Source organism: Neobacillus terrisolis (assembly GCF_051233475.1).
Lineage (GTDB): Bacteria > Bacillota > Bacilli > Bacillales > Cytobacillaceae > Bacillus_BU.
Genome location: NZ_JBKFGH010000003.1, coordinates 1 through 25,421 on the forward strand (window position 1 = coordinate 1; position 25,421 = coordinate 25,421).

A 25,421-nucleotide genomic window follows, 5' to 3' on the forward strand; every position below is an offset into this window, starting at 1 on the left:
TCAATCAACAGAGTGCTCAAAATTAACATTGTTCTTTTTTACAGCCATGCAAAAAAAGAAGACAAACTGCGTTTGCCTTCTTTTTGCTTAGCTTTTCTATTGATATATATGCACAAATGGTTCATCTTTGTCGGCTTGACGGACGATAAGTGCTTCCGGACCATTTACAGAGGAGATGTTAACTTGAACGGTCACATAATTCGGGAAATGCTGCATCACTAATCCGGTGACATATTGGGTGAACCCAACCCCTTCAGCTTTTCCGTAAAATTGAATCGGGATATTGATATCCAATTCTTGAAGCTGGTTCTCAACATAAAACGCTTTTCCGATTACACCATTAAAGTTTGGAAAATATGATTCCACGTCCTGCTTAAAATTTTGGAAAAACGTGACATCGTCGCGATGATCCTTCGTTGCATCCTCAGATGGGAATAAATAATAATCTTCCTTAATATTTTCCCAGTTCCCAAGTGAATTGCTTCCATCAGACATCGTGGCATACGCAAAGAAGTTACCTGGGACAACCGCTGTTTTAGCCTCTTGCTCAAACAAAGCAATCGTGAGTGGTACATCTTCAAGCCCATCAACACCTCGAATTCTTTTGGCTACTTCTTCAGCAATCTTTTTTCCTTCCCGTTCAAGGTCTTCATGAGGAATTTTCTTTTCGAATGTTGCCCCATATTGAACAGTTTGGTAATAATACACCGAATTTAGTGCCAATCCAATCACAACGCCGCCAAGTTTTACCTTGTCACCGTCTTTAATTAAATAATTATGTTCTAGTATATGAGCTAAATAAATCGGACTCTTTTCATTGCGTTCTTTCAAATCCCCGACTCCATCATCAAGTGGATTTAACCCAATATTTTCTGATTCATTCAGTCCTTCTACTGTTAACTGTTCCGGAGTAAACTTCCGATTTAGCCAAAGGCCAACCGTCTTCTTTTTCAAGTATTGCCCTTCCTGGAACAAAAACTTATCGGGGTCAAAGTTCTTCAGTGCCACTCTCATTAAGCCTGTCTCAAACTCGTTAATATCGTATCTTGTGTTAAGGTTATTTACCACTAACCCACGTGCTTCCCCCGGTTTAAACGGCAATATCGTCCGATAGTATTGATCAGATATTTGATATTTTGGAATAATAGCTTTCTCTTTTGAGTTATCCTTGCTATTTTGAACTACTTCATCTTGTTTTTGAAAATTGGGGGCACAAGCAGTCAGTAGCAGGATTAGAGATAAAGCAACAAGCGCCAATCTTTTCATTGGTTTCCCTCTCCTACTTATTTAATTCTTCAATCATTCTCTCCTCATTCCATACCTCGATGCCCAATTCCTCTGCCTTCGTTAACTTTGAACCTGCATCCTCTCCTGCAATAACAAGATCCGTTTTCTTGCTGACACTTCCCGCAACATTTCCACCAAGTGCCTCAATTTTTTCCTTGGCCTCATTACGGGTCAACTGCTCCAGCTTTCCAGTTAAGACGATCGTTTTTCCAGAAAAGAAAGAATCGGATTCCTCTGCTAATACCCGCTTCGGGCCTTTATATTGCATGTTAACCGAGGCTGCTTTTAATTCTTCAATCAGCTCTGTCACTTCATCCATCCCGAAGTAGGTCAGAACCGAATCCGCCATTTTTTCACCAATCTCATTAATCGCCTTTAATTCTTCACTTGTAGCCACAGCGAGACGATCCATTGTTTCAAATTCCATTGCTAAAGTTTTTGCCGCCTTTGCCCCAACATGACGAATTCCTAATCCAAACAGCAGCTTCTCTAACGAGTTTTCCTTGGAGGCTTCAATCGCAGCTAACATTTTTTGAATCGACTTCTCGCCCATACGTTCAAGGCCGATCAGTTGCTCACGATTCAGTTTATAAAGATCAGCTACATCATGAATTAAGTTTTCAGCAAATAATTGACTAATGACTTTTTCACCTAATCCTTCGATATTCATGGCATTTCGTGATACAAAATGGATTAAACCCTCACGAATTTGCGCCGGACATTTGGGATTAATGCAGCGAAGAGCCACTTCATCTTCAAATCGAACTAATTCACTTTCACACTCCGGACAATGAGTCGGCATCACAAACTCTCGTTCCATACCGGTTCGACGTTCAACCAACACATTGACTACTTCAGGAATAATGTCACCAGCTTTTTTAACAACTACTTGATCTCCAAGCCGGATGTCTTTTTCACGAATCAAATCTTCGTTGTGTAATGAAGCACGTTGAACGGTTGTCCCCGCAACCCGAACAGGCTCTAATATCGCTGTCGGTGTGATGACCCCTGTTCTCCCAACATTAAGCTCAATATCTCTTAAGGTTGTGACAACCTCTTCAGCCGGAAATTTATAAGCAATCGCCCACCGTGGGCTTTTTGCAGTTGTGCCTAACTCTTCCTGTTGCCCAAGAGAATCTACTTTAATAACGATCCCATCTATTTCATAAGGCAAGTTCGGGCGTTTTTCCACCCAGCTTTCCACAAATTCAATGACACGCTCAATATCAGGACATAGCTTTCGTTCGCGATTCGTTTTAAATCCAAGTGAATCTAGCCAATTTAGCCCCTCGCTATGCGAAGTGATTCCTACCTCACCAGCCCCCGCAATCCCGTATAAAAAAACATCCAAATTCCTGGAAGCGGCGATTTTCGGGTCAAGCTGACGCAACGAACCGGCGGCTGCATTTCTTGGATTTGCAAACGGTTCTTCGCCTTTTTCCTCTTTAGCCTTATTCAAGGTTTCAAACGAGCGTTTTGGCATAAACGCTTCGCCTCGCACCTCTAAGCTGACTGCTTCTTTAAGGCGCAACGGGATTGAACCAATCGTTTTTAAGTTTGCGGTAATGTCCTCACCAATCGAGCCATCGCCTCTTGTTGCTCCTTGGACAAAAACACCATCCTGATAATGAAGCGATACAGCTAATCCATCAATTTTTAATTCACAAACATATGAAAAGTCGTCTCCGACAACCTGTCTAATTCTCCGGTCAAAATCACGTAAATCTTGAGGGCTAAAAGCATTTCCCAGACTTAGCATCGGAACCCGGTGCTCCACCTTCTCAAAACTCTCTAACACTCCACCACCGACTCTTTGCGACGGGGAATCTGGACTGTTAAGCTCTGGAAACTTGGCTTCAAGCCCGATTAATTCCTGCATAAGCTGATCATACTCAGCATCCGGAACACTCGGTTGATCGAGAACATAGTATTGATAATTGTAGTGATTTAGTAATGTATGCAATTCTCTAACGCGATTTTTTGCAGATTGAAGGTCCATATACGCAGCCCTTTCCTAAGCTTTTTTGATCGGTGCAAACTTTGCCAGAAGTCGTTTAATTCCTACCGGACTCGGGAAAGCGATATCTAATTCAGTGCCTTCACCCTCGCCTTTTACACTTACGACAGTTCCAATCCCCCATTTGCCATGCTCAGCTTTATCTCCTACACGCCAAGCCTGATCGCTGCCACCCGTCGACTTAGCTGACATAACAATAGGCCGCATAACCGGTTTACGTTGTGGCTGTTTCGTAAACGATTGGAACGTGGAAACAGTTTTTTGTTTCGGCTCATATCCTTCTAATAAATCCTCAGGAATCTCCTTGATGAATCTCGATGGCATATTCCAATTTGTTCTACCAAATAAAGTTCGCATTTCCGCATTTGTAATGAACAATTGCTCCTCTGCACGAGTGATTCCCACATAGGCGAGACGGCGCTCTTCTTCCATCTCAGCTTCTTCTTGAAGCGAGCGGCTGTGCGGAAATACGCCTTCTTCTAAGCCCATTAGGAATACTACCGGGAATTCCAACCCTTTGGCAGAATGGAGTGTCATTAAAACGACTGTATCAGTTTTCTTTTGCCCGTCTTCATCTAATGAATCAATATCGGCAACTAAAGCAAGGTCCGTTAAAAAGGCAATTAAGCTTTTGTCCTCATTCGATTCTTCAAAATTCTTCGTAACGGATAATAACTCGTCCAAGTTTTCCAGTCTGCTTTGTGCTTCTAAAGACTTTTCCGCCTTAAGCATATCACGATAACCTGATTTATCTAACAGTTCCTCAACCAACTCTGTAACCGATAAAAATTCCTGCATTTGGGAGTACCCTTTAATTAAATCGCGGAATTCCGCTGCCGCCTTAGTCACTTTTGGACTTAAGCCAATCAGCTCAACAGAATCCAATGCTTGAAACAAAGAGATATCATGTGTCAGAGCAAACTCCGCTATCTTATCAAGCGAGCTTGAGCCAATTCCCCGCTTCGGAACATTAATAATCCGGACGAACGAAATTTCATCATCTGGATTAGCAATCAGCTTTAAATACGCAATCGTATCTTTAATTTCTTTTCGCTCATAGAACTTGATTCCACCGACAATTGAGTAATCAATATTTGATTTTAATAAAACTTCCTCGATTACCCGGGATTGGGCATTGGTCCGGTACAAAATGGCTATATCGGAACGGTTATATTTTCCGCTCTCAACTAGCTCTTTGATTTTCCCGGCTACAAATTGGCCTTCCCCTTTTTCACTGTCAGCCCGGAAATAAGAAATCTTATTTCCCTCTTGATTTTCAGTCCAAAGATTTTTCGGTTTCCGATTTAAGTTATTTTTAATGACTTCATTAGCAGCCAATAAAATTCTTTTTGTGGAACGATAGTTTTGTTCTAATAAAATGACCTGTGCGTTTGGATAGTCTTTTTCAAACGATAATATATTGGCAATATCCGCCCCGCGCCAGCGATAAATCGACTGGTCAGAATCCCCTACTACACAAAGGTTTCTAAACCGCGCCGCCAATTGCTTTACGAGCATATATTGTGCTCTATTCGTATCCTGATACTCATCGACATGAATGTACTGAAATTTGCGCTGATAATATTCAAGCACCTCAGGTACACGCTGAAACAGTTGAATGGTCATCATAATCAAATCATCAAAATCCAATGCACTGTTTTTTCGGAGCCGCTTCTGATATTCCTCATATACTACGGCAACCTTTTCTTCGAAGTAGCCGCTATTATTTTTTGCGTAAGTTTCGTAGTCAATCAGTTCGTTTTTAGCAGAACTTATCGCCCCTAACAGTGCCCGGGGATCATATTTCTTCGGATCAATATTTTTATCCTTTAAAATCCCTTTAATGACAGACTGTTGATCCGTTGTATCGAGGATCGTAAAGTTCCGACTATACCCGATTCGATCAATATCACGGCGCAGAATTCTAACGCACATCGAGTGAAAGGTAGAAATCCAAACCTCTTCGGCTGCTCCGCCCATCAAGTTGCCAATCCTGTCTTTCATTTCCCTGGCAGCCTTATTTGTAAAGGTAATCGCTAATATATTATATGGATTCACTCTCTTTTCAACGATTAAGTAGGCGATGCGATGGGTCAGTACTCTTGTTTTGCCACTTCCGGCGCCTGCCATGATAAGAAGCGGGCCATCAGTCGCTTTTACAGCTTTTTTCTGCTCCGGGTTCATCCCGTTGAGCAGTTTTTCAGTTAAATATTGCATCTATAGTCACCACTCATTTATTGTTTATTGGCTCAAATATTTGGATACGGACATTTAATCAAACGTTTGATTAACATACGATCACGTACTGATATTACTGATCTAATCGCTTTTTCATCAAACGTTTGATGAACCCTTTACCGCCTTTACTGTTTCCAGTGCGCTATCCACATCATCGTAGATAATATTTCCAACAACAATCACATCCGCCAATTGCCCCATTTCCTTTGCCTGGTCAACGGACTCAATTCCACCGCCATAAAAGAAGGTCGCATTGTCTAACTGTTGTTTCACTTCCTTAACCCACTCAGGGTTTCCGTACATACCGCTATATTCCAGGTAAAAAATCGGCAAGCGAAACATTTTATCAGCCATCATCGCATATGACACAACATCAGCGAGTTCAAGATTCGTATCCGCATTCGTCATTTTGGCTGCCTTGCACTGTTCATTTAAAATACAATATCCCTCAACAAGGATTTCATCCCAGTTCATCAGCTCTCCAAATTCCTTAAGTGCTTGATGATGAAGTCCGGTGACCCACTTTGTTTCCTTACTGTTTAATACTGTCGGGATAAAATATAAATCAAATCCAGGTGTCACCGCTTCAACGTCTGAAACCTCAAGTACACATGGTACGTTAAAACGACGAACGCGAACCATCAAATCCAGAACCTTATCAACCGTAATCCCATCAGTGCCGCCAACTAAGATCGCATCTGTTCCGGATTCACAAATTCTTTCAAGCGCTTCGTCTGATATTTCTTTATCTGGATCGAGTTTAAACACATGGCGCCACTCGCGAACATCGTACATTCAATAAAGCCCCCATTCTAAATATCCATTTCACCATTATAACATTTGTTCGGTTGTTTTAAAAAATAAAACTAGACACTTCCTCCGCTAAGCTAATCGGAAAATCCCACCAGCTTTTCCCCCAAAAAAGCCTTAATTGAACTTCTGTAAATTACTAAACAAAAAACCGAAGGGGGATCCCTTCGGTCACAATTTTCTAGTAAGTTTAAAGCCTACTCTTCACTTTTTTCTGGCTCAGGTTCTTTAACACGATCTAACGCCATTTCATAGGCATCATTACCATAGTTTAGACAACGTTTCACACGGGAAATCGTTGCCGTACTTGCGCCTGTTTCTGTTTCAATTTTATGATAGGTATTTCCTTCACGCAGCATGCGTGCAACTTCTAATCGCTGCGCCAATGATTGAATTTCGTTTACTGTACATAAGTCATCGAAGAAGCGATAGCATTCTTCTAAATCCTCTAAAGCCAAAATTGCTTTAAACAACTGGTCCAGTTCTTTTCCTCTTAATTTATCAATCTGCATCATAGAATACTCCTTTAATCATTCAGGTTAATTTGCTTCGACTTTGACAACACTCGCGAGTCCCGGGTTGGAAGGAACAACATTAATCCACGTTTTTCCAGGCGCAAAGCCAATAACAGCACCGTTTAAGGACGGAACTATTCTGCCATCTTGACTAATCCATTCTACTTCCCTTAGTAAGCCTTTTTGCAATAGGTATGCTCTACCGCCAGAAGTTAAATCAATATTACGTCGTCCAGCACTATCGATCGTTTGGTGTGCTGTTTCAACAATAAAAATATTGTCTAACAAAACTGGCTCTTCCGTTTCATAATCGACGGTTTGAATACCATTCGAAAACCGTTTATACTTACCCAATTTATTGTCATACTCATAAGCTGCTGTAAAGGTTTGATTATTCAAGTAAGTGACCGTAACTTTTTTTGCAGCAGGGCCATCCAGCTTTGCCACTTCATCCTTTGTCAGAAACTTCAATGGCTCGGGTGCTTTCTTCATTGTAAAATTATTTTTCTCAGCACCTTCAACAATTTTTTCGTAAGTTATATAGGAATTATGCGGAGCAACACGGTCTGATGATCGTTTAAATAGACTGCCATCATACTGCATCCCATTTAAATGATCAATATAACCGTCATCCAGCATTTCCTTTGCATCCGGGCTATAACCATGAGCAATAAAAAGGCTGTCGTATGCTTTTGCTAATTTAATATAATATTCTCTGGCACTTCGGACAGGTCCGATTTTTTCAGGCTTTTCACTTTGAAAAATAGCCAAGAATCTTGTTACATTTCCCTCTGCTAGCAGCTCATAAACAATGTCTGCTTTTTGTAAGCCAGACTGCGGCCTCGCTTCAGGATGATTATTAACCATTACTGCAACAGCTCTTGTCTCGCTAACTTCCTTCGTTGCCATTCCGGTGAGAGGATATTGGTGAGCCATTTCTACTGGGTCTTTCTGAACATTCTCAATCTCTTTCTCTTTATGTTCCTTGACCGTCTCAACCTTGTTATTACATCCTGTAACCAGAAGAAATATGGCTGTAACAGCAATAAATCTCCTTAGCATTTTCAATCACCTCTACCCTCAATAGTGAAGCGTTACCTGCTAGTTTTCTTTATCACTTTTATATTTTAACGCATTATAGTCGGAAAGAGTATCATTTTATTCATTACATCGTACATTCCTTGCTGTGTCACCCTTATATAAGGCAAGTGTGTGGAGGAAAAGAACAAAAGTGAATAAATCGGATCGATAAATTTATAGCCACATTCCTTTAAATAGGCAAACAGTTCATTTTCTGCAGCAATTAACTCGTTTACAGGTTTCTCCGACATAATTCCCATTAATTGAAGTGGTATTTCTTGCGTAATTTCTCCATTATCACAGCAGACAATACCCCCGCCAATTTCCTTCATTCGATTAAAAGCAGTGAACATATCATGTTTATTTTTACCGATTAAAATAATATCCCCTGTATTGGAGAAAGAACTGACAAGGCCTGACAAACGCTGGGCAAATCCTTTTAATACTGTATTAATACGCCATTTTCCATGCCGATCAATCATCATAAAAAAGCACTCATCATGGTCAGTTGATAAAACGTCAGACGAAATATCAATACTAATGGAATAAGGTTTTGTAATAACTGCATTCTCCATCTTAATTCCAAATGGCATTGAAAACTGCATATCATCCCATGACAATTCCCAATCAATGTTTAACGGTTCCATTCCTAACTCGTCCCATTTAAACGGCTGCGCTACTTCAATATCAACCCCGTCCCGTTTCACCCATTTCCCTTTTGCAAGCACCGATACGGGAGTTGGATTTTCCTTACTCTTCAAAAAATTAATGTTGGCAATTCGGCCTGTTGTAATGCTTCCATGCAAATGCTCAATATTATAATAGCGCGCCACGTTAATCGTAGCCATATTGTATGCTTCTCCAGCAGGAACACCATGCTGTAAAGCTATGCGGATCATTTCATCGATTAAACCCTTCTCATAGGCGCTTGCTGAAGCCCCGTCTGTTGTAAAAATAAACCGGTCATAGAAATCGATCCCCAATTCATGAATTTCAGTCAAAAGTTTTGGTAAGTCAGGGCGAATCGAAGAATGCCGCAGTGAAACCATATATCCTTGCATCAGTCTGCGATATACATCCTCACCGGTCATCGATTCATGATCACAATCCGCACCTAGCAACATCATTTTAGCCAATGTTTTTTCAGATGCCCCCGGAAAATGCCCTTCAATTTTCTTTCGCATTCTCTTTGTTTCCTGAATCCAATGCAGGAGCATATCGTCACCGTCCAGCAGCTTTGGCCAACCGGTCAGCTCTCCACCTTGCAATACACAATCATGCTCAAGCCATCCTTTAATATTGGCATGAGAGAATACACGATTTTCATCCAATATTTCTGTTTGTGCATCAAATCGGCACCACCAATACATCGATGCCGGAATCTCCTTCATTTCTTTTAAAAAGGAAAAAGAATCCTTCATTTCTAAATTCAATGCAAGCATCATATTATCATTAATCAAAGTCGTGGTGCCGAACCTGCACGCATAATTAGCCAATGTATGGGGATTATATAACAAGAATGGATGGGCATGTGGCTCAATATAGCCCGGAACCAATAAGTAGTCGCTACAATCCACGATTTCACACTGTGAAACATTTTCGGGCAGATTATCACCAACATAGACAATCCGGTCTTCAAATATCCAAATGTTGGCCGTCATCCATTTTCGAAACACTTGGTTAAGGTAAGTTGCGTTTTTTAATAATATAGTCGGTGCGCATTTTCCGTCTAATACAGAAACATGCTCACGTAATTGTTTATTTTTCCAACGATAGCGTTGTTCCATAATGCATTTCCCCTCCTGAGACATGGGAATAGTTTAATAAATGAAAACCCTTTCATTGTTTATTATACTAACATATTTCGCGTTTTAACGCATTAAAGATAGTGGAAATAATTTGTTAAATTTCGAAGAAGGATGTGACAAACAGATGACAACCAGACCAAATATCGGCACAATCAATGCGTTAATCCGGATGACCATTGGTTTTACAATCCTTGCTTGGACAACGGCTCAATTTGTGAAGAGACCTTGGCGCGACTCGAATTTACTGCTTGCCTTGCTTGCATCGATGAAAATTGCTGAGGGCATCGTCCGATATTGCCCGGTTACAGAGCTTTGTAAGATGATGGTAAACCAGAGCAATGATCAAGGTCCAAATCAGAACGGTTCAATTGACCAGGAATCCCTTTTTCCTTATAACCCAACTTAATGAAATCCAACACAAAAAGGCTGTCCTAAACCAGTATCTCACTGGATTAAGACAGCCTCACGAAAGGAGTTAATATGGATGATTTATGAATATATCTCCCACATGTCCTTTGTAATCATTACGCTAATAGGCAGTATTATTGCCTTATTTTATGTGTATATGCGAAAACCTAACGGGCGGCGCTTGCAATAGCTCTTGCACCGATATCGTTTCTGTAAAAAACACCTTCACGAGTTAGCTTTGCTAATTCTTTGTAAACATTTTCTTGGGCGAGTTTTAAATCTTTTCCTTTTGCTCCGGCTAAAAGGACTCGTCCTCCGTTTGTTACAAAGCGACCCTCATCATCCAGTTTTGTTCCTGCATGAAATAGATAAACCTCATCACTAATATCCGATAATCCATTTAATACAGAACCCTTTTGGTAATCGCCTGGATATCCTTCTGAAGCTACCACTACGCCAATGACAAAATTATCATCCCAAATTAGCTCTGGAGTTTTTCCGTCAAGTAGCTCAAGCAGGACTTCAACTAAATCCGATTGTAAACGCGGTAAGATTACCTGAGTTTCCGGATCACCAAATCGTGCATTAAACTCAATTACTTTAGGACCTTTGCTTGTTAAAATTAACCCGGCATATAGAATTCCACAAAAACTTCTTCCTTCTTGGATCATCGCTTTTGCAGTCGGATGCAAGATCGTTTCAATCGCCGTTTGTACCGCATCAGCACCGATTTGCGGAACCGGTGAGTAAGCTCCCATCCCACCAGTATTTGGACCTTGGTCTCCATCGAAAGCACGTTTATGGTCTTGCGCGATTTCAAGCGGGATCACAATATCCCCGTTAACAAACGCCATAAGTGAAAACTCTTCGCCGTCTAAAAACTCTTCCACTACAACTGTTGCAGATGCGTCTCCAAATTTCTCATCGAGGAGCATGTCCTTTAAGGCAGCCAACGCTTCCTCCATTGTCATCGCAACGACAACACCCTTGCCAGCAGCCAATCCGTCCGCTTTTATAACGATTGGTGCACCTAGCTTTTCAACATAAAGCTTTGCTTCCTCATAATCGCTAAACACAGCGTATTCAGCGGTTGGAATGCTATACTTGTGCATCAAATCTTTCGCAAATGATTTACTTCCTTCAATTAGTGCTGCCGCTTGCTTTGGTCCAAACACCTTCAGCCCAGCTTCTTGAAATTTATCAACAATCCCCTCTAAAAGAGGAATTTCAGGCCCAATAAAGGTTAAGCCAATTTGCTGTTCCTGCGCGAACTTCACAAGCTCAGCTTGATTGCTTTCATCAATGGAAACAAGTTCTGCTACATCAGTCATGCCAGCATTGCCTGGTGCAACAAACACCTTGTCCACTTTTGAACTTTCTTTCATTTTTCTGCAAATAGCATGCTCTCTGCCGCCACGGCCAATGACTAAAACGTTCATGGTCTCTGCCCCCTCTTAATGTTTAAAGTGTCGGACGCCAGTAAACACCATGGCGATTCCATACTCATCTGCTTTCTTAATCGAATCCTGGTCACGGACTGAACCGCCCGGCTGAATAATCGCCGTAATTCCTGCTTGGGCTGCTGCTTCTACCGTATCATCCATTGGGAAGAATGCATCTGAAGCGAGTCCTGCACCCTTTGCTGCCTGACCTGCCTGCTCAAGCGCAATCTTCGCTGCCCCAACACGATTCATTTGCCCGGCGCCAACTCCTAGAGTTTGGTCTTTATTGGCTACAACAATGGCATTGGACTTAACATGTTTAACAACTTTCCAGCCTAGCTTTAAAGCAGCCCATTCTTCTTCGGTTGGCTGTCTTTTAGTTGGAATCGAAATTGTTGCATCTTCAAGTGTATAGCGGTCTTGATCTTGAACAAGAAGTCCGCCTTCAATCGAAGTAAGCGTTCGTTCCGGCTTTTGTTTTTCACCAAAAGGAATCGTTAATAAACGCAGGTTCTTCTTCCCTGTTAAAATTTGAATAGCTTCCTCAGAAAACGAAGGCGCAATAATAATTTCTAAGAAGATTTCATAAAGCTTTTCAGCGGTTACTTTATCGACTTCACGATTCAGCGCAATAATTCCTCCGAAAATAGACACAGGATCCGATTCAAACGCCTTAGTAAACGCATCGAAAACATTTTCCCCTGTTCCGACACCACATGGGTTCATATGCTTAACTGCAACAGCTGCAGGCTCTGTAAATTCTTTTACAATTTGCAATGCGGCATTGGCATCGTTAATGTTGTTATAAGATAATTCTTTTCCGTGCAACTGAACTGCATTGGCAATGGAAAAGCTGGAACCAAGCGGTTTACGGTAAAAAGCTGCCTCTTGGTGAGGATTTTCCCCGTAACGAAGGGATTGCTTTAGCTCATAGGTTACCGTTAATTTTTCCGGGTTTTCCTCTCCAGCTAAGTCAGTCATATATTCAGCAATCATCGCATCATAAGCTGCCGTATGTCTAAATACTTTAGCTGCCAGCTTTCGGCGTGTAGCCGGTTGAACTTGCCCAGCCATATTCAGCTCTGTTAACACTCTTGGATAGTCTTCAGGATCGACCACAACTGTTACATACTGATGGTTTTTCGCTGATGCACGAAGCATTGTCGGTCCACCGATATCAATATTTTCAATGGCATCATCCACGGTTACGTCCGGTTTGGCAATCGTTTGCTGGAATGGGTATAAATTGACAATTACCAGCTCAATTGGAATAATTCCGTGCTCTTCCATTTGTTTTTGGTGATCAGCTTGATCAAATTTTGCTAATAATCCGCCATGAATCAATGGATTTAACGTTTTAACACGACCTTCTAAAATCTCAGGAAAACCTGTAACATCACTAACACCGATTACCGGAATACCAGCTTCTTGAAGTGCTTTCTTTGTCCCACCAGTAGAAATCAGCTCATAGCCTAAATCACTTAAGCCTTTAGCAAATTCGGTAATTCCTTGCTTATCAGAAACACTTATAAGTGCTCTTTTCTTTGTCATTTTGAATTCCTCCTTGAACTGGACAGTACCATTTGAATCACAGCTGGATAAAGCTGATGCTCAACTTGGTGGATTTTATTTTGCAACGTTTCGATTGTTTCATCTTCTGCAATCTCAACCGTCTCTTGAGCAATAATTGGACCTGTGTCCATTCCTTCATCAACAAAATGTACTGTAACTCCACTAACCTTCACCTTTGCAGCCAAAGCCTGGCCCATGGCATCCTTGCCCGGAAAGGCCGGCAACAGCGAAGGATGAATATTTATAATTCGACCATCAAACGCAGAAAGTAAAGTTGGTCCGATTAATCTCATATACCCCGCCAGAATAATCCAATCAACCTCAAACTCTGTTAATCTAGCTAAAATTTCTTGTTCATACCCCTGTTTATTAGGATATTCTTTTCCGCGAAAAGCGAAAAAATTAACTCCTTCAGCCTTTGCTCGTTCAACTGCAAAGGCATCCGGTTGATCACAAACAAGCAGCTTAACATTCGCGTCAAGTACTCCTGCTTTTACCGCATCCAAAATCGCTTGAAAATTGCTTCCGTTTCCTGAAGCAAAGACGGCGATGTTTCTCATCCATATCCCCCTAAATGATCGAAATACCCTCGGTTTCGGTCACAGCCCCAATGATGGAAGCAGTCTCTCCGCACTCTTCAAAATGACGAACAAGGGCTGCCGCCTCATCTTTATCGACAATGACTACCATACCGATACCCATATTAAAAATATTAAACATTTCTTCATGCTTTATTTCACCAAGCTTTTCAAGCAAAGAGAACACAGCTGGAATCTTCCAGCTTCCGGCTTTAATCTCAGCACCTAAACCACTTGGAAAACTTCTTGGGATATTTTCGTGGAAGCCGCCACCAGTTATATGAGCCATTCCCTTGATTGGGAACTTCTTTAAAGCAGACAATATTGATTTTACATAAATTCTTGTCGGCTTTAACAATTCTTCTCCTAATGTGCAACCTAGCTCTTCAACATACTCATCTAATGAACGTTGTGCCTTTTCCAGAAATACTTTTCTTACTAGCGAGAAGCCATTGCTATGAATTCCGTTTGAAGCTAAACCGATCAAAACATCTCCTGCTTTAATCGATTCACCGGTTATCAAGCTTGATTTCTCGCAAGCTCCAACTGCGAATCCTGCGATATCATATTCTTCAACATCATACATACCAGGCATTTCAGCCGTTTCCCCGCCAATTAAAGCACAGCCGGCTTGTTCACAGCCATCTGCAACCCCTTTAACAATCATTTCAATCTTGGCAGGTTCAGCTTGACCGCAGCCGATATAGTCAAGGAAATAAAGCGGTTCCGCACCTTGTACAACAATGTCATTGACACACATGGCTACCGCGTCGATTCCAATTGTGTCATGACGGTCTGCCATAAATGCCAGCATTAGCTTTGTTCCGACCCCATCTGTTCCGGATACCAATACTGGTTCCTTAAGATTTAATGCTGACAGATCAAACATTGCTCCAAAGCCGCCAAGACCACCCATAACCCCAAGTCTTGCCGTCTTGGCAACGTGCCGTTTCATTCTCTCAACCGCTTCATAGCCTGCTTCGATATTAACACCGGCTTCTTTATAAGCATTCGCCATTTCTAAATCTCCTTTTTTCAATATTAAGAGAGAGCCAATGCGCCCTCTGCTTTCAAAGGGTTTCCAGTTTCAAAGTGAAAAGCGACATTGTAGATGTCGCTTATTTTTGATAGTAATATTGCAGTGTGTTTGGATAAAGCTCTGTCGGATACTCTCCGGTAAAGCAAGCTAAACATTGACCACGATTTTTATCTTTATCGGTACGCCCGATTGCATCAAGCATTCCCTCAACACTTATGAATGTCAATGAATCCGCCCCAATTAACTTGCGAATTTCCTCAACGGAGTTTGAGGAGGCGATCAGTTCTTCTTTCGTCGAAGTATCAATTCCGTAAAAGCAAGGATTCTTAATCGGTGGCGAACTAATCACCACGTGCACCTCAGTTGCACCTGCATCCTTTAGCATCGTCACGATTCTTCGGCTCGTCGTCCCACGAACAATTGAATCGTCTACCATTATCACTCGTTTCCCTTCAACAACACCACGAACAGGAGAAAGCTTCATTTTCACACCCTGTTCCCGTAACGATTGGGAAGGCTGAATAAAGGTCCGACCAACATAGCGGTTCTTAACGAGGCCCATTTCATAAGGAATTCCGGACGCTTCCGCATAACCGATTGCGGCTGAAATACTTGAATCCGGAACACCGGTTACAACATCTGCCTCAATACGAGCTTCAGCAGCAAGTCTTTTCCCCATATTTTTGCGGGCCGTATGAACATTGATCCCGTGAATATCACTATCCGGTCTTGAAAAATAAATATATTCCATCGCGCAAATCGCGTTTTTCTTGTTTTCCGCAAAAAATTCTGTCTTCATACCCTGATCATTGATCGTCAGTAATTCACCAGGTAAAATATCACGAACATACTCCGCTCCGACTACATCAAACGCACACGTTTCAGACGCAACAATATAAGCATCACCAAGGCGTGCCAAGGAAAGCGGTCTTAGACCGTGCGGATCTAATGCCACCATCATTTCAGATTCCGTTAAGATAACATAGGCAAATGCACCTTCAATTTGCTTCAAAGCGCTTTTCACTTGATCCTTTAAGTGACGCTCACCGCTCCGGCGAATTAAATGGGCCAATACCTCCGTATCAGAACTCGTTTGAAAGATACTTCCCTGTTGCTCAAGAATAGACTTAATTAAGCTCGCATTAACCAAATTCCCATTATGTGCAAGCGCAATGCTGCCCGTTTGCGAGTGGAAAAGGAGAGGCTGGACATTTTCATATCCGCTGCCTCCGGCCGTAGCATAACGAACATGCCCAATCGCCGCTTTCCCTTTAAGCTGTGAAATCACATCAGAATTGAACACTTCGGTAACCAGACCTTCACCCTTAACGATCTCCAACTTTGTGCCGTCCGTTGTTACAATTCCGGTCCCTTCCTGTCCTCGGTGCTGAAGTGCATGAAGGCCATAATAAGTAATGCTGGCAGCGTCACTATGTCCCCAAACGCCGAATACACCGCACTCTTCATTTAAGCCTCTTAACTCAGCAAGCATGGAATAGCTCCTTTCCAAGCTTTCTCTAAATTCTCAACTTGTTCATTTATTAGATTAACTCCATCAACAGCAATAGATAATACCGGTGCAGCTGTCACTTCACCAATTAGAGCCGCTCCAACCAGCTTTTCAAACGCCTGTTGATTTTCTTTTTTAACAGTCAATAAGAAACGTGATTGCGATTCACTAAACAGTGCAGAAACAGGGTTTCCAGACACTTTAATATCCGCTCCAAGTCCCTTTGAACCAATCGCGCTTTCAGCAACCGCCACCGCAAGACCGCCTTCTGCTAAATCATGGGCAGATTCAACTAATCCAGCGCGAATCGCTGCTAACACTTTTTGTTGATAGTCTTTTTCAACCGCTAAATCAATTTCCGGAGATTTTCCGTAAATTTTTCCGTTCAGCATTTTTTGAAGCTCACTGCCGCCAAATTCATCCTTTGTTTCACCTAAAAGATAAACAAGGTCGCCTGCTTCTTTAAAGCTTTGAGTCGTAATATGTTTTAAATCAGTGATCAAACCAACCATCCCAATTACAGGTGTTGGATAAATCGCCGTTCCATTTGTTTCGTTATACATTGACACATTTCCACCGATTACCGGAGTATTTAATTCACGGCATGCTTCGGAAATACCATCAGCAGATTTCTCAATTTGCCAGAAGATTTCCGGTTTCTCCGGATTTCCGAAATTCAAGTTATCGGTAACCGCAAGCGGTTCTGCTCCAGAACAAACAATGTTTCTTGCAGCTTCAGCCACGGCAATTTTCCCGCCTGTTTCCGGATCCAAATAGAGATAGCGCGAATTACAATCCGTTGTCATCGCCAACGCCTTTTCTGTCCCTCTGATTCGAAGAACAGCTGCATCAGAACCTGGTGCTACAACTGTATTGGTACGAACCATATAATCATATTGGTCGTAAACCCACTCTTTAGAAGCAATCGTAGGCTGTTGCAACAGGCGAAGCAATGTTTCGCCACAGTTGTCGATTTCAGGAACTTCGTTTTCCATCGCCTGGAAGTCACGGAAGGATTGCGGTTCTGCAGAAGGCATATTGTAAACAGGTGCATCCTCAGCCAACGCATCAACCGGAACATTCGCGACAACTTCACCTTTATGAATCAAGCGGTACATTTTATCATCCGTTACAACCCCGATAGCAACCGCTTCAAGATCGTATTTAGAGAAAATATCAACAATCTCTTGTTCTCTGCCCTTTTGGACAACAATTAACATCCGCTCTTGTGATTCAGACAGCATCATTTCATATGGAGTCATTCCAGTTTCACGCTGTGGAACAAAATCAAGATTCAATTCCATTCCTGATCCGGCTTTACTTGCCATCTCAGAACTTGAGCTTGTTAATCCGGCTGCTCCCATATCCTGAATCCCAACAAGGGCATCACAATGAATCAATTCTAAACATGCTTCCAATAACAGCTTCTCCATGAACGGATCGCCGACTTGAACTGCTGGACGGTCCTCATCTGAAGCGTCATGTAACTCCTCCGAAGCGAATGTCGCACCATGAATTCCGTCACGACCTGTTTTCGCTCCAACATACATTACGGTATTCCCAACACCATGGGCCTGACCTTTTTTAATATCTTTATGGTCAATTAAACCAACACACATTGCATTTACAAGTGGATTTCCATCATAGGAAGGATCAAATTGAACCTCACCGCCAACGGTTGGAATTCCAATACAGTTTCCGTAACCGGCAATCCCGGCTACCACTTCTTTAAACAAATAACGAACGCGTGCAGAATCAGCAAGCTCACCGAAGCGTAAAGAGTTTAGCATCGCAATCGGTCTAGCCCCCATAGAAAAGATATCACGGATAATACCGCCAACACCTGTCGCTGCCCCTTGATATGGTTCAATTGCCGACGGATGATTGTGACTCTCAATTTTAAATACAACCGCTTGATTATCACCGATATCAACGACTCCAGCACCTTCTCCAGGCCCTTGAAGTACTCTTTCCCCTGTGATTGGGAATCTCTTCAAGATAGGCTTTGAGGTTTTATAGCTGCAATGCTCAGACCACATAACCGAAAATAGTCCGGTTTCGGTATAGTTAGGCGTGCGGCCGAGGATTTTTTCAACCATTGCAAATTCCGCATCAGACATACCCATTTCCGCATAAATTCTTTCTGACTTAATTTGCTCTGGAGTTGGTTCAAGCTTTAACGACATATGATTCCCTCCATTGTTTTACGATCGATTTGAAAAGTTTAAGACCATCAGCACCACCGAGAAGCTCATCGACCGCTCTTTCCGGATGTGGCATCATTCCTAATACATTTCCGCGCTCATTGATGATACCTGCAATATTTTCAAGACTTCCGTTTGGATTATCCACGTAAGTAAACACGATTTGCTTGTTTTCTTTCATTGTTTGAAGTGTTGCTTCATCAACATAATAATTTCCTTCACCATGAGCAACCGGAATGGAAACTACTTCACCAGCTTCATATTCATTGGTAAACAATGTCTCATTGTTTTCAACCTTTAACTGAACTGGGCGACAAATGAACTTCAAACTTTCATTTCGGCGCAGTGCACCAGGAAGCAAGCCTGCTTCAACCAAAATTTGAAATCCGTTACAAACACCTAAAACCGGCTTGCCAGCTTCAGCAGCCTTTTTAATTTCTGCCATGATATTGCTAAAACGGGCAATCGCCCCGCATCTTAAATAGTCTCCATATGAAAAGCCGCCAGGAAGCAAGATCGCGTCAAAGCGATCCAAATCCTTCTCCGCATGCCAAACATACTCCACATCGGAACCTAGTTCATCTTTAATAGCAGCAAACATGTCAACGTCACAATTCGAACCAGGAAAAACGATTACCGCAAACTTCATTGGGTGACACTCTCCTCTATTTCATAGCGGAAATCCTCAATTACCGGATTGGCTAACAGCTTTTCACAAGCTTCCTTGACAACCTCTTCAACATCACGGCCTGTTGGGTCAACATATAACTCCATGAACTTACCGATACGAACATCTTTAATTTCGTTATAGCCCAATGAATGAAGGGCATGATTGACTGCTTTCCCCTGTGGATCCAATACACTTTCTCTTAACGTTACATAAACTTTTACCTTAACCATGCTGAAGGCCTCCTAGTCTAGCCAAAATATTTTCATATGCATCTGTAAGATTCCCTAAATCGCGGCGGAATACATCCTTATCGAGCTTTTCATTTGTTTTCGCATCCCATAATCTGCACGTATCTGGTGAGATTTCATCAGCTAAAACGATCTTTCCTGAAGCGTCTTTCCCAAATTCAAGCTTAAAATCAATCAAGCGAATTCCTAACTCTGCAAAAAAGCTTGATAAAACTGCATTAATTTGCAATGCCTTTTCCTTTAACGTTTCAAGCTCTTCAACCGTTGCGATATTGAGTTCAAGAATGTGATCAACCGTTACAAGCGGATCTCCTAAATTATCATCCTTGTAATAAAACTCGACTAACGGCTTTGATAAAGCTTGACCTTCCTCCATTCCCAATCGTTTCGAAAGGCTTCCGGCTGCGACATTACGTGTTACAACCTCAAGCGGCACAATACTAACCTTCTTAACAAGCTGTTCTGTCTCAGACACTTGTTTAATGAAATGAGTCTCAATTCCCTGTTCATGAAGCTTTAAAAATAGCAAACTAGTAATGGCATTGTTTAAACGGCCTTTACCGCTAATGTTTGCCTTCTTTTCTCCGTTGAAAGCTGTCGCAGAATCCTTGTATTCAACAAGAACTACATTCTCATCTTCCGTAGCATAAATTTTCTTTGCCTTTCCTTCATAAAGAAGCTCTTTCATCTAATTCGGGCAAGTCTCCAACGAGAATCAAGGTGGAAAGTAGTGCCCTTCTCTCCTTTCGAATAACCAGTTTTTGGTTTCAATTACGAATATTAGGAATGTTCAGTACAAGATAGGGTATAAGAAGGTAAAGAATAAGCCCTTACCTTCCTATTTTCATTTATAGTCCAACTCTTTCAAAAATCGTATCTACATGTTGTAGATGGTAGCTGTAGTCAAAGCAGTCAGCAATCTCTTCAGGAGTTAGCTGGGATGTGATTTTCTCATCCGCTTCGATTAAGCTGCGGAACGGCACCTGCAACTCCCATGCCTTCATCGCATTAGGCTGAACAGTATCATATGCCTCTTCACGAGCAAATCCTTTATCAATCAACGCAAGAAGGACACGCTGTGAATAAATAAGTCCAAGAGTGCGCTCCATATTACGCTTCATGTTTTCCGGATAAACCGTCAAGTTTTTAATAATATTTGCAAAACGATTTAACATGTAATTTAAAGCAATCGTCGCATCCGGAATAATCACCCGTTCTGCTGAAGAATGAGAGATATCGCGCTCATGCCAAAGTGGTACATTCTCATACGCCGTTAACATATAACCGCGAATCACACGAGCCATACCAGTCATGTTCTCAGAACCAATTGGATTACGCTTATGCGGCATTGCCGAAGAACCCTTTTGACCTTTTGCGAAAAATTCCTCTACTTCGCGAGTCTCACTCTTTTGCAGGCCTCTCACTTCAACCGCAAATTTTTCAATTGAAGTCGCAATCAACGCTAACGTTCCCATATAGTGTGCATGACGGTCACGTTGCAGCGTTTGCGTAGAGTTTGGAGCTGCCTGTAGTCCTAATTTTTCACAAACATACTTTTCTACGAATGGGTCGATATTGGCATATGTACCGACCGCACCGGAAATCTTACCAAACTCAATACCTGCCGCAGCAGCCTTGAATCTTTCCAAGTTACGTTTCATTTCTTCATACCACAAAGCAAGCTTTAAACCAAAAGTAGTTGGCTCAGCGTGAACCCCGTGAGTACGACCCATCATAACTGTATACTTGTGCTCAATTGCTTTATTTTTCAAAATCTCAATAAAGTTCTCAATGTCCTTTAACAAAATCTGATTCGCCTGTCTAATTAAATAAGAAAGAGCTGTATCAACAACATCCGTTGACGTTAACCCATAATGAACCCATTTCCGTTCTTCACCTAACGTTTCAGAAACAGCACGAGTAAAGGCCACTACATCATGTCTTGTATCCTTTTCAATCTCATAAATTCTGTTAATATCAAAAGATGCATTTTCACGAAGCTTTTTCACATCTTCCTTTGGAATTTCACCAAGCTCAGCCCATGCCTCACATGCTAAAATTTCCACTTCTAACCACGCTTGAAACCGGTTCTCTTCAGTCCAAATTGCTCCCATTTCTGGGCGAGTATAACGATCAATCATGTTTTATCCTCCGATCAATATAACACTGTCCCATATTTGACTATCATCTGCTTCTAAAATGGCCTCTTCAACTGTGTCTCGTAAAAGAGTAACATGACCCATTTTCCGGCCCGTTTTCGCCTCTTTTTTTCCATACAAATGAATTTTCCAATTAGACAATGTTTGTATATTTTCTAATAAACTTGCTTGGTGTTCCCCTAAAATATTCACCATCACTGCAGGTCTTAACAAACTCGTACTTCCAAGCGGCCAATTGCAAATCGCCCGAATATGCTGTTCAAACTGCGACGTCTCACAGGCATCAATCGAATAATGCCCTGAGTTATGCGGTCTCGGCGCCAACTCATTAATGAAAATGGAATCGTCCTCCATCACAAACATTTCGACAGCGAGAGTCCCAACCATTCCCAACGATTCGACAAGCTGAAGCGCTGCTTTTAAAGCATTGTCTCGTGCCGCCTCACTTATTCGCGCAGGAACAATGGTCTGATGCAAAATATTGTTGATATGAATATTCTCGCCTACCGGAAAAACAGCCGTTTCTCCTTTGGCACTTCTAGCGACAATAACCGAAACCTCTTTCGTAAATGGCATCCATTTCTCAAGAACGCACGAACCAAACTCTAACAGCGAATCCGTCTCCGCAATATCAGCTTCACTCTTAATTACCAGTTGGCCTTTCCCGTCATAACCGCCTCTTGACGTTTTCAACACGGAAGGAAACCCAAGCACCTTTATGTTATCATAAATTTCCTGCTTCGTCTGAATGACAGCAAAGGGCGCCACATCAATCCCAGCTGCTTGAATCGCTGTCTTCTCCTTAATCCGATCCTTTGTAATCTCAAGCACCTCTGTCCCTTGTGGGATATAGGCCCGATTACTGATCGATTTAAGCGCATCAGCATCTATATTCTCAAACTCAAATGTGATCACATCACTAATATCAGCAAGCCGACCAATCGCTTCCAAGTCATCATAGGCACCCACAACTTTATAATCCGCCACTTGACCACAAGGTGAGTCTTCCACGGGGTCTAACACCGCAATCCGAAATCCTTGAGCCTTCGCCGCAAGAGCCATCATTCTCCCTAACTGACCGCCGCCGATAATTCCAATCGTTTGCCCTGGTAAAATCACCATCTTAGACAAGCTCCTCACTGCTTTCAATCGCCGCTATCTTCGCTTCCTGCCTTAACGTCTCAATCCGGTCAGCAAGCGCTGAATCATGAATCGCTAATATTTGTGCAGCCATCAACCCAGCATTCGTTGCTCCACTCGTTCCGATTGCCACCGTAGCCACTGGAATTCCCCCAGGCATCTGCACAATCGACAACAGCGAATCAAGCCCGTTCAAGGCCCGAGATTGAACCGGAACCCCTATCACCGGCAGCGTCGTCTTTGCCGCCACCATTCCTGGCAAATGAGCCGCACCCCCGGCACCAGCGATAATCACTTGTATTCCTCTTTCTCTTGCAGTTTCCGCATATTCAAACATTAAATCAGGAGTCCGGTGAGCCGACACAACCTTTTTCTCATACGGTACTCCCAGGCGCTCCAAACTCTGACAAGCATGCTTCATCGTATCCCAGTCAGACTTACTCCCCATAATTACGCCAACCTTCGCTTCCACCAAATCCCTCCTCAAACCTTCAAACCTATCCTTTTTAAAAAATAAGACAAATTTCGCAAACAGCCCGCAAAGCTATGCCTCATTCAAACTGCACATCCACCAATCCATCCCTACGAAGCAAGGAAATTCAGTGCCATAAGACAATAAAAAGCCCTGAACAGAAACGTTTCCCTTGATAAAAATAAGAGAAAGCAGTCTGTCAGGGCTTAAGATGCAAAAAAATACCAACCCAAAAAGAAGTGAATCGACATTACACTCCTTTTAACGATACCACTTTCCCTCATAGTCCAATTATTCACGGTAATTGGGTAGAAACTCATGGGCCATATTCCCATTATTATACGAGGGGAGATGTCTAACATATAATGTTACATTTATCATACCAACAATAATGTTTTCCTGTCAATAAATATATCGAACATTTACTGTTGGCAAGTTGTTAATGTTCGTGTTTTACTCTATTATGATCGCCTCAAAGACTATATAGCGCCCTGCTGGCTCATAAGTAACGGAATTACCTTCTTTTATTTCTTTAAAAATTGGTTTTTCAATTCTCTTTATTGGAACATATCCTTCATTTTTTATCCTATTTAAGCATTCATCGATCGACTCATTTTCAAGTACCTCAAATTGCTTCTTCTTGCTCATTGGAATAATTCCCTTTCTGAAATAGAATACATGTGTATCCCTTTCACCTTTTAATCATAACCCTATTGTTTGTTTATAACAAAAATACATCGTCATGACAAGTTATGGATTAATTCGGAAACAAATATTTTATCAGAATAATGATTTTTTATTTGCACTAAAAGCTATATAATAGTGTTATATTTTAAAAATTGGACAAGAAGGATTTGAAAAATGATTGGATTAATGTTTATTTTAATTTCGGTTTTATTTTTGCCTTTTTCGGTAAAAAAGGTGGAAGACAATTTGGAGGTTTTCTTATTTATAATGGGGGTTGCTGCAGCATCGTTTAGCGGCATGATGAATAGTCATTTAATTGAAAAAGCACTTATTGATCCTATAAATATTACAATTGCTGTTTTGCTTGCTGGGCTAGTAACTAAATGGGCACAACATCCATTAGAAAAATCCATCTTATCATTAAGCAACTTGTTATCCCCGCGAGTTTTTCTAGCATTAACAGTCATAATATTAGGACTAATTTCAAGTATTATTACGGCAATTATCGCAGCGATCGTACTCGTAATCATAATCAATGTCCTACCGCTAGATCGGCAATCTGAAATTAGGTATACCATTTTAGCATGTTTCTCGATTGGCCTTGGTGCTGCATTAACACCAATTGGCGAACCCTTATCTACGATAACAGTTAGTAAATTAAATGAAGACTTCTTCTACTTATTTCAGTTAATAGGATGGGAAGTCGTTCCTGCGGTTATCCTTTTTGGCTTCTTAACAATCATTTTTGTTAAGCCTCATAAAAGTTCACATGGTCTAGAGTCAGCCCAAAAAACTGAAAGCTACCAAGAAATTCTGATTCGCTCAGCAAAAATTTATTTGTTCGTTATGGGATTAACCTTCCTTGGACATGGTTTTGAGCCTTTAATCAACGAATATATCCTAGAACTACATCCAATGATCTTATACTGGATTAATATGATTTCAGCCATTTTGGATAATGCCACTCTCGCGGCCGCCGAGATTAGTCCCGCAATGAATTCTGAGACCATTCAAGCCATCTTACTCGGCCTCCTCATTAGCGGTGGTATGCTGGTTCCTGGGAATATTCCCAACATCATTGCCGCAAGTAAGCTAAACATTACAAGTAAAGAATGGGCTCAATTTGGTGTTCCAATTGGTTTAATTACCATGTTAATTTATTTTGTTGTTTTGTTTATTTTTTAAAAGTGAAATTATTTGTAAATACAACAACCCGGGATCGTTTGTTTTCCCGGGTTGTTTTGTCTGTTATTGACCAGTGGGTGTTTGGGGCTAAAAAAATATTATATATCAGAGGTAATTATTAAAAATAGAGCTGTTTTTTTAATTAAAATCTCCACCCATATTTATATAGAGGATTAGACTGGGTTCTTACAACAATATTTTTTTACAAAGCTAAGCTTTATAAAACAACAAAAAAACAGCCTCATCAGCTGTTTTTTGTTTGCCCGGCAACGTCCTACTCTCACAGGGGGAGAGCCCCCAACTACCATCGGCGCTGAGAAGCTTAACTTCCGTGTTCGGTATGGGAACGGGT

Annotated in this window: 23 protein-coding genes, 1 rRNA gene and 1 riboswitch; of the genes, 3 read left to right on the top strand and 21 right to left on the bottom strand. The window is 41.6% G+C overall.

Translation table 11 applies throughout. The annotated features are described in order from the left end of the window. Window positions 1-96: 96 nt before the first annotated feature. From ACI48O_RS01985 to ACI48O_RS02015, 7 genes are all read right to left on the bottom strand, one after another. Window positions 97-1,266, bottom strand: coding sequence for a CamS family sex pheromone protein (locus tag ACI48O_RS01985; RefSeq protein ID WP_435560028.1), 1,170 nt, complete (start codon window positions 1,264-1,266; stop codon window positions 97-99). Window positions 1,267-1,279: 13 nt separating this feature from the next. Then, entirely contained in the window at window positions 1,280-3,286 is a 2,007-nt protein-coding gene (ligA, locus tag ACI48O_RS01990; RefSeq protein WP_435560029.1) for an NAD-dependent DNA ligase LigA, read from the bottom strand. A gap of 15 nt (window positions 3,287-3,301) precedes the next feature. Further along, on the bottom strand, window positions 3,302-5,521 hold the full coding sequence (gene pcrA, locus ACI48O_RS01995) for a DNA helicase PcrA (protein WP_435560030.1): 2,220 nt from the start codon (window positions 5,519-5,521) through the stop codon (window positions 3,302-3,304). A gap of 117 nt (window positions 5,522-5,638) precedes the next feature. Beyond that, complete coding sequence (pcrB, locus tag ACI48O_RS02000) at window positions 5,639-6,337, bottom strand: heptaprenylglyceryl phosphate synthase (RefSeq protein ID WP_435560031.1); 699 nt, start codon at window positions 6,335-6,337, stop codon at window positions 5,639-5,641. Window positions 6,338-6,549: 212 nt separating this feature from the next. Beyond that, window positions 6,550-6,864: a YerC/YecD family TrpR-related protein gene (locus ACI48O_RS02005; protein WP_435560047.1), complete on the bottom strand. Its 315-nt coding sequence runs from the start codon at window positions 6,862-6,864 to the stop codon at window positions 6,550-6,552. 27 nt (window positions 6,865-6,891) lie between these two features. Beyond that, a complete protein-coding gene (locus ACI48O_RS02010) occupies window positions 6,892-7,929 on the bottom strand; it encodes a DUF3048 domain-containing protein (RefSeq protein ID WP_435560032.1) in 1,038 nt (345 codons plus the stop codon). A gap of 65 nt (window positions 7,930-7,994) precedes the next feature. Beyond that, window positions 7,995-9,737 carry an adenine deaminase C-terminal domain-containing protein gene (locus tag ACI48O_RS02015; RefSeq protein ID WP_435560048.1) on the bottom strand — a complete coding sequence of 581 codons (1,743 nt, stop codon included), beginning with the start codon at window positions 9,735-9,737 and terminating at the stop codon, window positions 7,995-7,997. Window positions 9,738-9,879: 142 nt separating this feature from the next. Between ACI48O_RS02015 and ACI48O_RS02020 the strand changes: the two genes are divergently transcribed. Both ACI48O_RS02020 and ACI48O_RS02025 read left to right on the top strand, forming a co-directional pair. Beyond that, a complete protein-coding gene (locus tag ACI48O_RS02020) occupies window positions 9,880-10,161 on the top strand; it encodes a YgaP family membrane protein (protein WP_435560033.1) in 282 nt (93 codons plus the stop codon). Between the two features lie 102 nt (window positions 10,162-10,263). After that, window positions 10,264-10,353, top strand: a complete 90-nt coding sequence (locus ACI48O_RS02025) for an EYxxD motif small membrane protein (protein ID WP_435560049.1) — start codon at window positions 10,264-10,266, stop codon at window positions 10,351-10,353. Here ACI48O_RS02025 and purD read toward each other — a convergent pair. The 13 genes from purD to ACI48O_RS02090 all read right to left on the bottom strand — a co-directional run bounded on the left by purD (window position 10,331) and on the right by ACI48O_RS02090 (window position 23,845). Beyond that, complete coding sequence (gene purD, locus ACI48O_RS02030) at window positions 10,331-11,602, bottom strand: phosphoribosylamine--glycine ligase (RefSeq protein ID WP_435560034.1); 1,272 nt, start codon at window positions 11,600-11,602, stop codon at window positions 10,331-10,333. The two genes, ACI48O_RS02025 and purD, sit on opposite strands and share 23 nt — an antisense overlap. A 15-nt stretch (window positions 11,603-11,617) precedes the next feature. Continuing rightward, window positions 11,618-13,156: a bifunctional phosphoribosylaminoimidazolecarboxamide formyltransferase/IMP cyclohydrolase gene (gene purH, locus ACI48O_RS02035; protein ID WP_435560035.1), complete on the bottom strand. Its 1,539-nt coding sequence runs from the start codon at window positions 13,154-13,156 to the stop codon at window positions 11,618-11,620. Next, window positions 13,153-13,737, bottom strand: coding sequence for a phosphoribosylglycinamide formyltransferase (purN, locus tag ACI48O_RS02040; RefSeq protein ID WP_435560036.1), 585 nt, complete (start codon window positions 13,735-13,737; stop codon window positions 13,153-13,155). Before purN ends, purH begins: the two co-directional genes overlap by 4 nt. Window positions 13,738-13,747: 10 nt before the next feature. Continuing rightward, window positions 13,748-14,773 carry a phosphoribosylformylglycinamidine cyclo-ligase gene (gene purM, locus ACI48O_RS02045; RefSeq protein WP_435560037.1) on the bottom strand — a complete coding sequence of 342 codons (1,026 nt, stop codon included), beginning with the start codon at window positions 14,771-14,773 and terminating at the stop codon, window positions 13,748-13,750. A gap of 100 nt (window positions 14,774-14,873) precedes the next feature. Then, the gene (purF, locus tag ACI48O_RS02050) at window positions 14,874-16,286 is read right to left on the bottom strand and encodes an amidophosphoribosyltransferase (protein ID WP_435560038.1); all 1,413 of its coding nucleotides are present in this window, start codon (window positions 16,284-16,286) and stop codon (window positions 14,874-14,876) included. Continuing rightward, complete coding sequence (gene purL / locus ACI48O_RS02055; protein ID WP_435560039.1) at window positions 16,271-18,490, bottom strand: phosphoribosylformylglycinamidine synthase subunit PurL; 2,220 nt, start codon at window positions 18,488-18,490, stop codon at window positions 16,271-16,273. Before purL ends, purF begins: the two co-directional genes overlap by 16 nt. Next, a complete protein-coding gene (gene purQ, locus ACI48O_RS02060; protein ID WP_435560040.1) occupies window positions 18,474-19,157 on the bottom strand; it encodes a phosphoribosylformylglycinamidine synthase subunit PurQ in 684 nt (227 codons plus the stop codon). The genes purL and purQ overlap by 17 nt, the downstream gene beginning before the upstream one ends. After that, a complete protein-coding gene (gene purS / locus ACI48O_RS02065) occupies window positions 19,154-19,408 on the bottom strand; it encodes a phosphoribosylformylglycinamidine synthase subunit PurS (protein WP_318506045.1) in 255 nt (84 codons plus the stop codon). Before purS ends, purQ begins: the two co-directional genes overlap by 4 nt. Further along, window positions 19,401-20,114 (bottom strand): phosphoribosylaminoimidazolesuccinocarboxamide synthase, encoded by a 714-nt coding sequence (purC, locus tag ACI48O_RS02070; RefSeq protein ID WP_435560041.1) that lies wholly within the window; start codon window positions 20,112-20,114, stop codon window positions 19,401-19,403. The genes purS and purC overlap by 8 nt, the downstream gene beginning before the upstream one ends. 160 nt (window positions 20,115-20,274) lie before the next feature. Then, window positions 20,275-21,567, bottom strand: coding sequence for an adenylosuccinate lyase (gene purB, locus ACI48O_RS02075; RefSeq protein ID WP_435560042.1), 1,293 nt, complete (start codon window positions 21,565-21,567; stop codon window positions 20,275-20,277). A gap of 3 nt (window positions 21,568-21,570) precedes the next feature. Then, the gene (purK, locus tag ACI48O_RS02080) at window positions 21,571-22,707 is read right to left on the bottom strand and encodes a 5-(carboxyamino)imidazole ribonucleotide synthase (protein ID WP_435560043.1); all 1,137 of its coding nucleotides are present in this window, start codon (window positions 22,705-22,707) and stop codon (window positions 21,571-21,573) included. A 1-nt stretch (window position 22,708) separates the two neighbouring features. Beyond that, entirely contained in the window at window positions 22,709-23,197 is a 489-nt protein-coding gene (gene purE, locus ACI48O_RS02085; RefSeq protein WP_435560044.1) for a 5-(carboxyamino)imidazole ribonucleotide mutase, read from the bottom strand. 263 nt (window positions 23,198-23,460) lie between these two features. Further along, window positions 23,461-23,562: riboswitch (purine riboswitch) on the bottom strand. Window positions 23,563-23,650: 88 nt separating this feature from the next. Then, complete coding sequence (locus tag ACI48O_RS02090) at window positions 23,651-23,845, bottom strand: NETI motif-containing protein (protein ID WP_435560045.1); 195 nt, start codon at window positions 23,843-23,845, stop codon at window positions 23,651-23,653. A 213-nt stretch (window positions 23,846-24,058) separates the two neighbouring features. Here ACI48O_RS02090 and ACI48O_RS02095 point away from each other — a divergent pair, with 213 nt between their 5' ends. Continuing rightward, window positions 24,059-25,069 carry a DUF1646 family protein gene (locus ACI48O_RS02095; protein WP_435560046.1) on the top strand — a complete coding sequence of 337 codons (1,011 nt, stop codon included), beginning with the start codon at window positions 24,059-24,061 and terminating at the stop codon, window positions 25,067-25,069. A gap of 261 nt (window positions 25,070-25,330) precedes the next feature. Here ACI48O_RS02095 and rrf read toward each other — a convergent pair. Continuing rightward, a 5S ribosomal RNA gene (rrf, locus tag ACI48O_RS02100) occupies window positions 25,331-25,421 on the bottom strand; the annotation flags it as partial.